Annotated in this window: 13 protein-coding genes; 2 read left to right on the top strand and 11 right to left on the bottom strand. The window is 68.1% G+C overall.

Annotated features, from left to right (window positions below):
• Positions 1-104: 104 nt before the first annotated feature.
• The 11 genes from groL to CFB46_RS08045 all read right to left on the bottom strand — a co-directional run bounded on the left by groL (position 105) and on the right by CFB46_RS08045 (position 11,139).
• The gene (groL, locus tag CFB46_RS08100; protein ID WP_027783699.1) at positions 105-1,745 is read right to left on the bottom strand and encodes a chaperonin GroEL; all 1,641 of its coding nucleotides are present in this window, start codon (positions 1,743-1,745) and stop codon (positions 105-107) included.
• Positions 1,746-1,790: 45 nt separating this feature from the next.
• Entirely contained in the window at positions 1,791-2,084 is a 294-nt protein-coding gene (gene groES, locus CFB46_RS08095; RefSeq protein WP_027783698.1) for a co-chaperone GroES, read from the bottom strand.
• 400 nt (positions 2,085-2,484) lie between these two features.
• The gene (locus tag CFB46_RS08090; RefSeq protein WP_089499706.1) at positions 2,485-2,997 is read right to left on the bottom strand and encodes an SRPBCC family protein; all 513 of its coding nucleotides are present in this window, start codon (positions 2,995-2,997) and stop codon (positions 2,485-2,487) included.
• A gap of 43 nt (positions 2,998-3,040) precedes the next feature.
• On the bottom strand, positions 3,041-3,673 hold the full coding sequence (locus CFB46_RS08085) for a LolA family protein (RefSeq protein WP_089499705.1): 633 nt from the start codon (positions 3,671-3,673) through the stop codon (positions 3,041-3,043).
• Complete coding sequence (locus CFB46_RS08080) at positions 3,670-4,092, bottom strand: quinol oxidase (RefSeq protein ID WP_089500375.1); 423 nt, start codon at positions 4,090-4,092, stop codon at positions 3,670-3,672. The genes CFB46_RS08085 and CFB46_RS08080 overlap by 4 nt, the downstream gene beginning before the upstream one ends.
• A 26-nt stretch (positions 4,093-4,118) precedes the next feature.
• Positions 4,119-4,901: an anti-sigma factor family protein gene (locus CFB46_RS08075; RefSeq protein ID WP_089499704.1), complete on the bottom strand. Its 783-nt coding sequence runs from the start codon at positions 4,899-4,901 to the stop codon at positions 4,119-4,121.
• Positions 4,898-5,413: a sigma-70 family RNA polymerase sigma factor gene (locus CFB46_RS08070; protein WP_089499703.1), complete on the bottom strand. Its 516-nt coding sequence runs from the start codon at positions 5,411-5,413 to the stop codon at positions 4,898-4,900. The genes CFB46_RS08075 and CFB46_RS08070 overlap by 4 nt, the downstream gene beginning before the upstream one ends.
• Before the next feature lie 27 nt (positions 5,414-5,440).
• The gene (locus CFB46_RS08065) at positions 5,441-5,800 is read right to left on the bottom strand and encodes a COG4315 family predicted lipoprotein (RefSeq protein WP_027783692.1); all 360 of its coding nucleotides are present in this window, start codon (positions 5,798-5,800) and stop codon (positions 5,441-5,443) included.
• A 325-nt stretch (positions 5,801-6,125) separates the two neighbouring features.
• On the bottom strand, positions 6,126-8,537 hold the full coding sequence (locus CFB46_RS08060) for a beta strand repeat-containing protein (RefSeq protein WP_089499702.1): 2,412 nt from the start codon (positions 8,535-8,537) through the stop codon (positions 6,126-6,128).
• 509 nt (positions 8,538-9,046) lie between these two features.
• Complete coding sequence (locus tag CFB46_RS08050; RefSeq protein WP_089499701.1) at positions 9,047-10,291, bottom strand: NAD(P)/FAD-dependent oxidoreductase; 1,245 nt, start codon at positions 10,289-10,291, stop codon at positions 9,047-9,049.
• Positions 10,292-10,359: 68 nt separating this feature from the next.
• Positions 10,360-11,139 (bottom strand): ABC transporter substrate-binding protein, encoded by a 780-nt coding sequence (locus tag CFB46_RS08045; protein ID WP_089499700.1) that lies wholly within the window; start codon positions 11,137-11,139, stop codon positions 10,360-10,362.
• Positions 11,140-11,515: 376 nt separating this feature from the next.
• On the opposite strand from CFB46_RS08045, the gene CFB46_RS08040 reads away from it, so the two are divergent.
• Both CFB46_RS08040 and CFB46_RS08035 read left to right on the top strand, forming a co-directional pair.
• Positions 11,516-12,502: an ornithine cyclodeaminase family protein gene (locus tag CFB46_RS08040; RefSeq protein ID WP_089500374.1), complete on the top strand. Its 987-nt coding sequence runs from the start codon at positions 11,516-11,518 to the stop codon at positions 12,500-12,502.
• On the top strand, positions 12,499-13,293 hold the full coding sequence (locus tag CFB46_RS08035) for a helix-turn-helix transcriptional regulator (RefSeq protein WP_027783687.1): 795 nt from the start codon (positions 12,499-12,501) through the stop codon (positions 13,291-13,293). The genes CFB46_RS08040 and CFB46_RS08035 overlap by 4 nt, the downstream gene beginning before the upstream one ends.
• Positions 13,294-13,463 lie beyond the last annotated feature (170 nt).

Below are 13,463 nucleotides of genomic sequence, written 5' to 3'. Positions count from 1 at the left end.
CCAAAACCGCGCGCACATAAAAAAAGACCCGCATCGCTGCGGGTCTTTTCTTTTGGCTGGAACGCGCATCGCTGCGCGCTCCGGACACCATCGACCGAAGTCGATTACATGTCCATGCCCATGCCGCCCATGCCGCCCGGCATGCCGCCCGGCATCGGTGCGTCTTCCTTCGGCAGTTCCGCGACAGCTGCGTCCGTCGTCAGCAGCAGGCCTGCAACCGAAGCTGCGTTCTGCAGTGCGGTGCGCGTGACCTTGGTCGGGTCGACGACGCCGGCTTCAACCATGTCGACGTACTCGCCCGTTGCTGCGTTGTAGCCGTAGTTGCCCGTGCCTGCAGCAACCGCCGCCACCACGACGCTGGCTTCTTCGCCGCCGTTCGTGACGATCTGGCGCAGCGGCTCTTCCATCGCGCGCAGCACGATCTTGATGCCGGCGTTCTGGTCGGCGTTCGCGCCGGTCAGGCCTGCGATCGCGGTGCGTGCGCGGATCAGCGCGACGCCGCCGCCGGCCACGATGCCTTCTTCCACAGCTGCGCGGGTTGCGTGCAGTGCGTCTTCGACACGCGCCTTCTTTTCCTTCATTTCGACTTCGGTCGCAGCACCGACCTTGATCACTGCAACGCCGCCTGCCAGCTTGGCCACGCGCTCTTGCAGCTTTTCACGGTCGTAGTCCGACGTCGCTTCTTCGATTTGCGCGCGCACTTGCTTCACGCGTGCTTCGATGTTCACGGCTTCGCCTGCGCCGTCGATGATCGTCGTGTTTTCCTTGCCCACTTCGATGCGCTTCGCCTGGCCCAGTTCTGCCAGCGTTGCCTTCTCGAGCGTCAGGCCGGTTTCTTCCGCGACGACTTGACCGCCGGTCAGGATCGCGATGTCTTCCAGCATCGCCTTGCGACGATCGCCGAAGCCCGGTGCCTTGACCGCGACGGTCTTCAGGATGCCGCGGATGTTGTTGACGACCAGCGTCGCGAGCGCTTCGCCTTCGACGTCTTCAGCGATGATCAGCAGCGGACGGCCAGCCTTCGCGACTTGCTCGAGCACCGGCAGCAGATCACGGATGTTCGACACCTTCTTGTCGTGCAGCAGCACGAACGGGTTGTCGAGGACGGCGACTTGCTTGTCCGGGTTGTTGATGAAGTACGGCGACAGGTAGCCGCGGTCGAATTGCATGCCTTCGACGACGTCGAGTTCGTCGGCCAGCGACTTGCCGTCTTCGACGGTGATGACGCCTTCCTTGCCGACCTTGTCCATCGCTTCAGCGATGCGATCGCCGATCGACGAATCGCTGTTCGCCGAGATCGAGCCGACCTGTGCGATTTCCTTGTTGGTCGTGCACGGCTTGCTGATCTTCTTCAGCTCTTCGACAGCCGCTGCGACTGCCTTGTCGATGCCGCGCTTCAGGTCCATCGGGTTCATGCCCGATGCAACGTACTTCATGCCTTCGCGAACGATCGATTGCGCGAGGACGGTTGCCGTCGTCGTGCCGTCGCCTGCGTTGTCGCTGGTCTTGGAAGCGACTTCCTTGACCATTTGCGCGCCCATGTTCTGGAGCTTGTCCTTCAGCTCGATTTCCTTCGCGACCGACACACCGTCCTTGGTGACCGTCGGGCCGCCGAAGCTGCGCTCGAGCACGACGTTGCGGCCCTTCGGACCCAGCGTGACCTTGACTGCGTTGGCGAGGATGTTCACGCCTTCGACCATCTTCGAACGGGCGGAATCGCCGAATACGACGTCTTTAGCTGCCATCTTTAACTCCTTGAATTCTTGGGAATATGTACCGTCGAGGAACGCTTACTTGGCGTTGACCACGGCCATGATGTCTTCTTCGCGCATGACCAGCAGTTCCTGGCCGTCGACCTTCACGGTCTGGCCGGCGTACTTGCCGAACAGGACGCGATCGCCAACCTTCACGTCGAGGGCGATCTGGGCGCCCTTGTCGTCGCGCTTGCCCGGGCCGACCGCCAGGATTTCACCCTGGTCCGGCTTCTCGGCTGCTGCTTCGGGGATCACGATGCCAGAGGCGGTCTTGGTTTCCTGATCCAGGCGCTTGACGATCACGCGATCGTGCAAAGGACGAAGGTTCATATTCACTCCTCTCTTGACTGAGATTGAAGAACGCTTAGGGAATCTGCCCGGCTCGTCGCCCGGCAGAGAATTGTTAGCACTCTCGTGCAGCGAGTGCTAATTATATGGACGGGTTTTGACAAATTCAAGAAGGGAAACCGGGGGAATTTTCGCGGCGGCGATGCGGGGGATAAACACACGAAAACAACAAAAACCTTTTCAAAACAATAGCTTAAATACATAAACCGTTCCGAAGGCCGGCCGGTGCGGCCCGCGAACCTCATCCAGCCCCGTTTGGACACCGGGTAAGCCCGGAGTTCCTGAGACCGACGACATCGCAGCAAAAAAACCGGACGGGCGCCGATTTCATCCGTCGCGACGCGCTCGTCCGCCGGCGTCGCCGGGCCCAGCCTCGCGCTCCTCACGCATCGGCGCAGTCCGCGCCCGACAGCGGCCGGAAGGTCCGGCCGTCCGTCTCGACGGCCGCGCCCAGCCGCCGCGCGAGCCCCTTCGCGCCTTCGCGCATCACGACGTCGTGATTCCATCGGAACAACGGCCGTGCGAGCGGCTCCAGCCAGTTCATCCAGCCGTGCGTGCGGATGTGCCAGTCGTAGCGCACGACGGTGCGCGCGCCGTCGGCGGCGAACGTCCAGCGTCCGTCGCCTTCGATCGCGCCGCTCGCATGGCCTTCGAGCGCATGCGGCGGCTCGACGCGCCGCACGCGCATGTCGAAGGTCAGCCGGTACGGCAGCGCACCCTTCCATGTATACCGGTGCAGCGCGCCGACGCCGCGCGCGTCGCCATGCTCGAGTTCGACGGTGCGCACGGCGCCCTTCCACCAGTCGGGCCAGCGGTCGACCTGGTAGATCGCGTCCCAGACCGCCGCGAGCGGCGCATCCACGCGCCAGATCGTCGAAAACCGGTACTCCGCCATGCAGCCTCCGGCATGCGTGTCAGGAACGCGGATCGGCGCGCCGTCAGGGCGCGAAGAAACGCTCGGGAAACGCGACGTCGATCTCCACGTCGTCGAGCGTCACGGTTTCGAGCGGCACGTCGTCATCGTCCGCGTAGCTGACGACCTTCAGCGGAAAACCGTCCGCGGCGTCGAGCCACAACCGGTAGCGATGCACGCCGTCGACCGCGTGCGCCGGCGCGCCCGTGACCAGCACGCGCAGCGTGGCCCGGCCGCCGACGGCCTCCTCGCCCTCGGTCACGGTCGCGCCGCCCTGCTGCAGCGCATGGACGTTGCGCAGCAGTTCGCCGACGTCCGAGCGGTCGACCCGGTGGCCGGTACGATCGCGCACGAGCGGATTGGACGGCGACAGCGTCAGCGCGGGCGGCGCATGCGTGCCGAACGGGCGCAGCCGCACCTTGCCGTCGCCGGGATCGTACGCGAGCACCGCGCCCCGATGCGGCGACACGAAATCCATCCGGACGAAGCCCGGTTTCAGGTACGCGTAGCGGATTTCGGTGCGCTCGCCGTCGCGCGCCGACGAGCGGATCGTCGTACGGTACGAGTGGACGTGGTCGAAATGCGCCTGCGCGACGGTCACGGGATCGGCTGTCATGCTCGCTCCTATCAGGCTCGCGGCCAGCAACGCGGCGATCACGGCGCCGCCTCGACATCGAGCACGCCTTCCATTCCGCGCTCGCGATGGCTCCTCAAAAACAGCAGCCGGTGCGTGCAATAGTAGGCGAACCGCCCCGGCTGCTGCGGCGTGAAACGAAACGTTCTCGGCGTCGTGCCGAGTTCGGTATGCACTGCGATGCCCGTCTGCGGTGGCGCGTCGATTTCGAAGCTGTGCGGCACCACGCCGGGTTCGGCCGAAACGGTCAGCTCGACCGGCACGTGCGCGCGCACGATCACGTGGTTCGGCCGGAAGAAATAGCTGCCGCCGACGATCACCACGCGCTGCACACCGTCCGCGTCCACCGGCACGCGCACGGGCAGGTCGCCGTCCGCTTGCGCAAGCAGCGTGCCCGCCAGAAACGCCGCCAGCCCGAGCCCCTTCATCATCGCCGTCTTCATCGCCTGCTCCCTGCGAGCGCCGCGCGTCATCCCTTCCATGCGTCGGTCGGGCCGCCCAGCGCCCCGCATGCGTCGATCGCGAGCTCGCGCAGACGCCGTTCGTCGCCGCGGCCGGACAGCGCATAACCCATGCCGCGATCCGACCAGAAATACGTGTAGCGGCCGTCGGCCGACATCGCCTGCGGCGCGAGGCGCCGCGTATCGTATGCGGTCATGTACAGCGTCACGCGCGCGCCGTCCGCGCGCTGGTACATGAGCTGGGCGGCCGGCCCCGCGTCGCCGGGCAGCACCCGGCCGCCCAGCAGCGCGTAACCGTATTCGTCGAGCGACGGTGCGCGCACCGGCCGGCCGACGCGCGCCGACAGCCACGCGGCGAGACGCGCGGGATCGGCCGCACCGACTTCCACCGGATGCTCGCGGTCGGCGGCATACACGGCGTATGCGACATCGGCGCGCGCGGCGAACGCCGGTTCGCGGCCGAACGCCGCCCAGCCCGCATGCAGCGCGACACCGATCAGCAGCCCCGCCGCGAGCCCCGCGAACGCATGCGCGACGGCGCGCCAGCGCGGCGCGCGGCGCTGCACGAACAACGCGGGCGCGGCCGCCGGCAACGGAAACAGCGCCTTCAGCGCATCGCGCTGCGCGCGGTAATGCGCGAAGCGTTCGGCTTCCCGCGGATCGGACTGCAGGCGTTCGAGCATCTCGCGGCGCTCGTCCCCGGACAACTCGCCGTCCAGCAGCGCGGACAGCAGTTGCGCCGATGCATCGTCGTCCCGCTGGTTCGAAGGCTTGCGCGGATCGTCCATCATGGCTTCCCGATCACCCGTAACGTGGGCGTGCCGTGCACCGACGGCCCGTCCGACAGCAAGGCGCGCATCTGCGCACGCGCCCGCGCGAGTCGCGACATCACCGTGCCCATCGGCACGCCGAGCACCTGCGCGGCATCGCGATAGCTCAACTCCTCGAGCGCGACCAGCAGCAGCACCTCACGCTGTTCGACCGGCAGCCGGTACAGCGCGCGCTGCACGTCGCGCAACTCCAGCCCGCCGACCTCGCCGGCCGGCGCGGCCATCGTCTGCCACGGCACGGTGGCGTCGTCGACCGCGATCTCGTGCCGCGCGCGCAACTGGTCGATGAAGCGGTGCCGCAACAGCGTCAGCAGCCACGCGCGCAGGTTGCCGCAGTCGCGCGGGGGCCGGTTCAGCGCACGCTCGAGCGTGTCCTGCACGAGATCGTCGGCCCACGCGCGCTCGCCCGTCAGCGCACGCGCATAGCGCGTGAGATGCGGAAGCCACACCAGCAGGTCCGATTCATAGCTCATCGGGGCGCCTCGCGCGTCGCCGCGCGATCACGGCCGCGCAACGTGCCACATGCCGCCGACGCCGTCGCCTCCCGCGTCGCCGGCCTTGTGGTCCATCTTCCAGCGATACAGCGGGCGGCCGCGGTACGCCCATTGCTTTTTGCCGTCGTCGCGGGCGACGAGACTCAGCGCACCCGACGCCTTGTCGTACGCGTCGGCAAGCGCGGGCGGCCAGTTGGCTGCGCACGCGCTGTCGCACATGCTCTTGCCCGGCGCGTCGCGATCGAACACGTACAGCGTCATGTGCGCTTCGTCGACCAGTTTCCCGTCGGCGGCCTGCGGCGGTTCCGCGGCGGCCGGCCGCACGAGCGCCGCCGTCAGCGCAGCGGCGAAAAGCATCCGTTTCATTCCCGTTCTCCTTGGCGTCGTGTCGCGACATGGCGGCCGCCGGACGGGGCGATCGGCTGCGTCGCGATCATTATCCCTCCGGCCGGCCGTGCCGGAACTCGGTATGTAAACGGACGGCGACGGCCGGTTATTCCATGCCATACCATGCCGCGCCGCAAACAGCGGCGGCGATCATTCATGCGACGAAAGAAAACGGGAAGCCCGAAATGACAACGCGGCATGACAGCGATGTCATGCCGCGTTGCGCGATCCGTGTTGCCTGGCCCGTATTGCACGACCATTTCGCACGACGGCCGATGCGACGCCGTCGTGCGGTTTCGGCCGGTTACCTCGGCAGTGCGCCGGTCAGCGACTGGAGCAGCGTCGTCACCGGTGCGAGCGGGTTGTTCGGCGAGCTGTTGCCGGAATGCGGCGTCACCGACAGGCTCGGCGAGGAGCCGAGCACCGTGCCCACCGACGTGCCGACCGCATTGACGACCGTCGCCGTCGAGTTGGCACCCGTCGTCAGCAGCGAACCGACCGCGCCCGCCGTGCCGCCGGCCGCATTCGCGCCCGAGCCGAGCAGGCTGCCGCCTGCCGCTGCCGCCGAACCGCCCGCACCCGACAGCGCGCCGGCCGCCTGGCCGAGCGCCGCCGGACCGGACGCGAGTGCGCCCGTCACCGAACCGAGCGCGCCGGTCAGCGCGCCGGCCGGGTTGCCGCCGCCCGTCAGGCCGCTCACGAGGTTCGTGATCGGCGCGATCGGACTGTTGCCGGCGGCGCCGGACAGCGTGCCGACCACCTGGTTCACGACGCCTTGCACCGGCGCCAGCGGGTTGGAACCGCCGAGGTTGCCGAGGGCGCCCGTCACCGAGTTCAGCGCGCCCGTCAGTGCCCCGGCCGGATTGCCGCTGCCGAGCGTACCGACGACCTGGTTCACGACACCCTGCACCGGCGCCAGCGGGCTCGTGCCGCCCAGTGCGCCGAGCGCGCCCGCCACCGAGCCGACCGCGTTGCCGAGGGCGCTCGTGGCCGTCCCGACCGCGTTGCTCAGCGTGCCGGCCGGATTGCTGCCGCCGAGCGTGCCGACCACCTGGTTCACGACGCCTTGCACCGGCGCCAGCGGGTTCGTCCCGCCGAGATTGCCGAGCGCGCCCGTCACCGAGCCGAGTGCGCCGGTCAGCGCGCCGGCCGGATTGCCGCCCGGCAGCGCGTTCTGCAGGCCATTGACGAGGTTCGTGATCGGCGTGATCGGGCTGCCGCCGCCGGCACCCGACAGCGTGCCGACGACCTGGTTCACGACGCCCTGCACCGGCGCCAGCGGGTTCGCGCCGCTGAGCGCGCCCGTCACCGAGTTCAGCGCGTTCGTCAGCGCACCGGCGGGATCGCCGTTGCCGAGCGTGCCGGCGAGCTGCGTGACGGCACCCTGTACCGGCGCGAGCGGGCTCCCTGCGCCACCGACGTTGCCGAGCGTGCCCGTGATCGTGTTGACCGCGTTGCTCAGTGCGCCGGCCGGGTTGCCGCTGCCGAGCGTGCCCGTGACCTGATTCACGACGTTCTGGATCGGGGCGATGGGGTTCGCGCCGCCGCCGAGGTTGCCCAGAGCGCCGGTTACCGTGCCGAGTGCGCCGGTCAACGCGCCTGCGGGGTTGCCACCGCCAACGCCGCCCAAGGCGCCCGTCACCGTGCCGAGTGCACCGGTCAATGCGCCTGCGGGGTTGCCGCCGCCAACGCCGCCCAGGGCACCCGTCACCGTGCCGAGCGCGCCGGTCAATGCACCGGCCGGGTTGCCGCCACCAACGCCGCCCAGGGCACCCGTCACCGTGCCGAGTGCACCGGTCAACGCGCCGGCCGGGTTGCCACCGCCAACGCCGCCCAAGGCACCCGTTACCGTACCGAGCGCGCCGGTCAATGCGCCTGCCGGATTGCCGCCGCCGACGCCGCCCAAGGCACCCGTCACCGTGCCGAGCGCACCGGTCAATGCACCGGCCGGATTGCCTCCGCCAACGCCGCCCAATGCGCCCGTGGCCGTGCCGAGCGCGTTGCTCAGCGTGCCCGTCGCCGTGTTCAGCGCACCCGTCAGTGCACCCGCCGGGTTGCCGCCGCTCAAGGCGCCCGTCACTTGATTCACCACGCCCTGAACCGGCGCCAGCGGACTCGCGCCGCCACCGATACCACCCAGTGAGCCGGTCACCGTACCGATTGCCCCCGTCAACGCACCTGCCGGGTTACCGCCACCAAGCGCACCCGTCACCTGATTCACCACACCTTGAACCGGCGCCAGCGGGTTCGAACCACCGCCGATACCGCCCAGTGCGCCCGTGGCCGTGCCGAGCGCGTTGCTCAGCGTGCCGGTTGCCGTGTTCAGCGCACCGGTCAATGCACCCGCCGGGTTGCCGCCGGTCAAGGCGCCCGTCACCTGATTCACCACGCCCTGAACCGGCGCGAGCGGCTGCACCGTGCCGCCACCGCCCAGTGCGCTCGTCACCGCCCCCACGGCGCCCGACAGCACTTGCCCCGGCTCGCCAAGCGACGTCTGGATCGCGCCCGACCCGCCCGCCGTCACGGTGACGGAGCCCAACGGCGACGTCCCCGTCGCGGCCAGCCCCACCGACACACTGTTCGTCGGCGGATTGACGATCACTTGCGGGATCGGCAGCGAATCGAGGGCCCCCGCCATCGCGGAACCCGAAGCCAGCACCCCGAACACCGTCGCGACCGACAGCGCCACACCCGTCAATTTGAAATTCTGTCCCATCGTTATTTTCCCCATCTCGGTTGGCACTACGTTGACAAAGCATGGGGACGGATTGCACGAAGCGTGCCAATTCCGAAAACGGATTGATTCGTCTGGGTATTGAGCGTCAATAACGCTTTTTTAATCGATTTCAGGCGAAATTCGAGGATTGGGAGACGGAATCGTCTGATGAAAAAGGCTTTCGGAACGCGGATGTAACGTAACGTTTGCGAGCCCCGCGGTAACGTGTTCCGGTACATTCCACGTAACGCCTGAACGCGCGCCCGCGATGGGACCCTATACCGTCACAACCGCTGACCATTACGCATTTCAGCAATATGAAAATGCATTGATAAATCGCTAATTTGCTGATTTTATTTTATCGCGCGATTTTCTTTCTTATCGATTACGCAGATCATTTCCGATTGCGTGGATTTCGATAATCCGGACAGCAGAATGAAACACTGTGAAGAATACGTATTGCCACCGGCACGTGCCGATGGCCGAAACCGCCTCTGCGCGCCGCGGGTTCAACCGAAGCGCGCGGGCCGGTACGGACGGGGATCGATATAGGTCGGCGCGCCCGTCATCATTTCGGCGAGCAGGCGGCCGGTCGCGGGCCCGAGCGTGAGCCCGTGATGGCAGTGGCCGAACGCGAACCACAAATGACGGTGACGCGGCGCGGGCCCGATCACCGGGCGCATGTCGGGCGTGCACGGCCGCATCCCGAGCCAGGGCTCCGGATCGAGCCGCTCGCCGATGCCGAACGCGTCGCGCGCCAGCGGTTCGGCGCGTGCGAGTTGCACGCCGGTCGGCGGCGCGCCGCGCGGCGCGATCTCGACGCCGGTCGTGAGCCGCAGGCGGCCACCCTCCATCGGCGCGACGACGAAGCCTTCCTCGGTATCGCACACGGGGACGTTCAGCGGCGCGCGCGTCGGCAGGTAATGCATGTGATAGCCGCGCTTCGCGCGCAGCGGAATCCGGTAGCCGAGCGGCGCGAACACATGATCGGACCACGGCCCGAGCGCGACCACGGCCGAGCGTGCCGAGATCGGCCCATGTTCGGACCCGACCTGCCAACCGTCATCCACCTGCACGAGCGTCGTCGCGTCGCCGCGCACGAACGTGCCGCCGTCGCGCTGGAACAACCGCGCATAGGCCTTGGTCAGTCCGCCCGGGCTCGATACGGTCTTCGGGTCCTGCCAGTGGAACGCGCCGCAGAATGCACCGCCGATACCGGGCTCGCGCGCGCGCAGCGCACGCGCGTCGAGCACCGACATCCGCAGCCCGTGGGCGTCGGCCACGCGCTGCTGCGCGCGCGCTTCCGCATCGAACAGCGCGGGCGAACGAAACGCCTCGATCCATCCGCCGTCGTGGACGAGCGGCTGCGCGTCGGTGCGCGCGAGCAGCGCATCGTGCTCGACGACGCTCGCCGCGACGAGCGGCAGCATGTCGCGCGCGGCGGCCGCGAGCCGCTGCGGCGACGATTCGCGCCAGAAGCGGGCGAGCCAGCCTGCATACTCGGGCAGCGCCTTGTAGTCCCAATAGAGATCGACCGAACGGTTGCGCGCGTAGCGCAGCAGCGTGCCGAGCCGGCGCGGAAACGCATACGGCACGACCGACGAGCGCTCGATCAGCCCCGCATTGCCGTGGCTGGTTTCCTCGCCGGGCGCGCGCCGGTCGACGAGCGCGACGCGCAGCCCGCGATCCTGCAGATGCAGCGCCGACGACACGCCGACGATGCCGGCCCCCAGAACGATGACGTCGAAATCCATATTCCCCCGCACTGCGTCGAGATTGGATGCGCCGTGCGCCCAGCCCCGCGGCCGGCGCGCGGCGGCGCTTACTTCGCGATGATGTCGCGCTTGAAGTACTTCCGCGACAGCGCGCTCAGCGTGCCGTCCTGCTTCAGTGCGTCGAGCGCGCCGACGATCTTCGCCTGCAGCGCCTTGTCGTTCTTGCGCATCCCGAAACCGGTGCCTTCGCCGAGCGTCGCCGGATCCTTCAGCGGCTCGCCGACGATCTGGTAGTCGCGGCCGGCCGGCTTGTCGAGGAACCCGTCCTGCGCGGTCTGCGCTTCCTGCACGGCCGCGTCGAGACGCCCCGCGACGAGATCGGCGTAGATCTGGTCCTGATCCGGGTACGACACGACGGCCACCCCCGCATTGGCCCAGTGCGCCTTCAGGAAATCCTCCTGCGACGAACCCTGCAGCACGCCGACGTGCTTGCCGCGCAGGCTCGCGACGTCGGGCTTCAGCGGCGAGCCATGCTTCGCCACCATCACGATCGGCACCACGTAGATCGCCGGCGTGAAGTCGATGCTTTGCTTGCGCTTCACGGTGATGTTCATCGCCGAGTTGATCGCGTCGAACTTGCGCGCCTGCAGCGCCGGGATCAGCCCGTCGAACGAATTCTCGACCCACACGCATTTCATGTTCAGTTTCGCGCACACCGCGTTGCCGATGTCGACGTCGAAACCCTGCAACTGACCGGCCGGCGTCTTGCTCTCGAACGGCGGATAGGCGGCTTCGATCCCGAAGCGCAACGTGGTCTGTTCCGCATGGGCCGTGACGGCCGCGCACGCGAGCGCCGCAGCGGCGCAGAGGGAAAGTTTCCAGTTCATGACGGTCCTTCTGTTCTGGATTGAGGCTGGAGATCGGTCGCCCGACGCCCTCGACCGGGCGGCGGTGCGGCATCCGAGGCAGCTAGCCACCTGGCGATGTGTCGGATCCCGCACCCCGAAATATAGACTTAAAGTCTACTATGGACTATAGGGGATACGAGGATGTCGCCCCGTCGCTCGACGTCGAGATTTCGTCTCTCACGCCCAACACCCTTGATTCCATGGCGTTTTTCATGAATCCGGCAACGACACAACGTCTCGAAAAGAAAAATTCTCCCGATTTCGTTTGTCTATATTAGACTTTTCGTCCATAACGAACATCGCTGGACGCCGTCTTTCGAGACTTTCCGTCCAGCCCGAACCGGAGATGCTCCCCATGACGCAAACCGTCCCCACCCCGCCGCTGACCGTCGACGAAGCCGCGGTGCGCGCGGCGCTGCCTTCGCTCGACGTGCTCGGCACGCTGCGCCGCATGTTCGCGTCGCTCGCCGCGGCGCGCGCCGTGCAGCCGCCGCAGACGCTCACGCTGTTTCCCGGCCAGGCCGGCGACTTCATCACGTATCTCGGCGCGCTCGCCGACGAGCAGGTGTTCGGCGCGAAGCTGTCGCCGTACATCGTGACGGCCGGCAAACCCGGCGGGACACCCGACGGGAGACCGATCGTCACCGCCTGGACCGCGCTGATGTCGATGCAAACCGGCCAGCCGCTGATGTGGTGCGACGCGGGGCTGCTGACCGTCGAACGCACGGCCGGCACGACCGCGCTCGCGGTCGACTGCCTCGCGCCGCGCGACGCGCGCCGGCTCGCGATCGTCGGCGCGGGCGCGGTCGGCCTCGCGCACCTCAAGCACACGGCGGCGCTGCGCGACTGGGACACGATCCGCGTGTACTCGCCCGCGCTGGCGGGCGACGCGGCGCTGCAGGCGAGCCTCGCCGCGCTCGACCCGCGCGCGCACGCGGCGGCGAGCGTCGAAGCCTGCGTGCGCGACGCGGACGTGGTGATGCTGTGCACGTCGTCGGGCACGCCCGTGCTCGGCGACGGGATGCTCACGCGCCCCGCGCTCGTCACGTCGATCAGCACCAACGTCGCGCGCGCGCACGAAATCCCGCCCGCGTGGCTGCCGGACATGGACGTCTACTGCGACTACCGGCACACGACGCCCGCGAGCGCCGGCGAGATGCAGATCGCGGCGGCCGAGCACGGCTGGGATGCCGGCCGGATCGTCGGCGACCTGCCCGCGCTCGTCGCCGGCACCTGCGCGGCGCCGTCGCGCACGCGTCACGCGTTGTTCCGCTCGATCGGCCTCGGGCTCGAGGACATCGCGATCGCGCACGCGCTGTACACGCATCTGACGCGCGCATGAGCGGCACGCGAGCGCGGGGCCGATACAATGGCGCAACCGCCGCGGCGGCCGCGCGCGGGCGCACGGGCATGCCGGCCAACGGTGCGCCGGCTCGCCGGCCCGACCCGCTGCCCGGCTCCCGCCCACCCGAGATCGCGATACCGATGCGCAAGAAGAAATCTCCCGTCAAAGACCTGCTGCTCACCCGCTATGCGCCGATCGCCGACGGTATCGCCGCACTGTTCTTCCCGTACGCGGAAGTCGTGATCCACGACCTGCACGACCAGACCGTGCTGTATCTCGCGAACAACCTGTCCAAGCGCGAGGTCGGCGACGATTCCGCGCTCGAGGAAATCGATCATTCGGCGCGCGAGCGCGTGATCGGCCCGTACGAGAAGCTGAACTGGGACGGCCGGCGGATGCGCTGCGTCAGCAACGTGCTGTTCGACGACGAAGGCCGGCCGGCCGGGATGATGTGCATCAACTTCAACATCGCCGTGTTCGACGAGGTGCGCTCGACGCTCGACTTGTTCATCAAGGGCGCGGGCGTCGTCGCGCAGCCCGACGAGCTGTTCCGCGACGACTGGCAGGAGCGCATCAACACGTTCCTGCACGGCTGGCTGCGCGAGCGGCAGGTCGGGCTGAACGGGCTCACGCGCGAGCACCGGCGCGAACTCGTCGAGGCGCTGTACGCGGAAGGCGCGTTCCGCGGCAAGAGCGCGGCGAACTACGTCGCGAACGTGCTCGGGATGGGGCGCGCGACGGTCTACAAGCACCTCAAGCACCTGAAGGAAACGCAGGGCGACGCGTGAGCGCGACGTGGCGGGCGCAGTCACGGTAGTCCGGTCACCGGTATCGGGCCGCCGGTTCCGCGCCCAAGCTTCGCGACACGCGGGCGCAGCCCCTTCCGCACCATTCCGCGGGCGGCGAAACGTCGAAAAATAAAGTGATATAGTCTCGGTTACACTTTTTGCCGCCCGGA

This window comes from Burkholderia sp. HI2761, from assembly GCF_002223355.1.
Classification (GTDB): domain Bacteria; phylum Pseudomonadota; class Gammaproteobacteria; order Burkholderiales; family Burkholderiaceae; genus Burkholderia.
The sequence above is the reverse complement of the archived record's forward strand: the minus strand, read 5'-3'. Positions and strand labels throughout refer to the sequence as shown.

Bases quoted from the DNA above. Each gene is read 5' to 3' on its own strand.
- CFB46_RS08050 (WP_089499701.1), bottom strand. From the start codon at position 10,291: ATGGATTTCGACGTCATCGTTCTGGGGGCCGGCATCGTCGGCGTGTCG.
- CFB46_RS08075 (WP_089499704.1), bottom strand. From the start codon at position 4,901: ATGATGGACGATCCGCGCAAGCCTTCGAACCAGCGGGACGACGATGCA.
- CFB46_RS08060 (WP_089499702.1), bottom strand. From the start codon at position 8,537: ATGGGACAGAATTTCAAATTGACGGGTGTGGCGCTGTCGGTCGCGACG.
- CFB46_RS08035 (WP_027783687.1), top strand. From the start codon at position 12,499: ATGAGCGGCACGCGAGCGCGGGGCCGATACAATGGCGCAACCGCCGCG.
- CFB46_RS08040 (WP_089500374.1), top strand. From the start codon at position 11,516: ATGACGCAAACCGTCCCCACCCCGCCGCTGACCGTCGACGAAGCCGCG.
- CFB46_RS08070 (WP_089499703.1), bottom strand. From the start codon at position 5,413: ATGAGCTATGAATCGGACCTGCTGGTGTGGCTTCCGCATCTCACGCGC.
- CFB46_RS08065 (WP_027783692.1), bottom strand. From the start codon at position 5,800: ATGAAACGGATGCTTTTCGCCGCTGCGCTGACGGCGGCGCTCGTGCGG.
- groES (WP_027783698.1), bottom strand. From the start codon at position 2,084: ATGAACCTTCGTCCTTTGCACGATCGCGTGATCGTCAAGCGCCTGGAT.
- CFB46_RS08045 (WP_089499700.1), bottom strand. From the start codon at position 11,139: ATGAACTGGAAACTTTCCCTCTGCGCCGCTGCGGCGCTCGCGTGCGCG.
- groL (WP_027783699.1), bottom strand. From the start codon at position 1,745: ATGGCAGCTAAAGACGTCGTATTCGGCGATTCCGCCCGTTCGAAGATG.
- CFB46_RS08080 (WP_089500375.1), bottom strand. From the start codon at position 4,092: ATGAAGACGGCGATGATGAAGGGGCTCGGGCTGGCGGCGTTTCTGGCG.
- CFB46_RS08090 (WP_089499706.1), bottom strand. From the start codon at position 2,997: ATGGCGGAGTACCGGTTTTCGACGATCTGGCGCGTGGATGCGCCGCTC.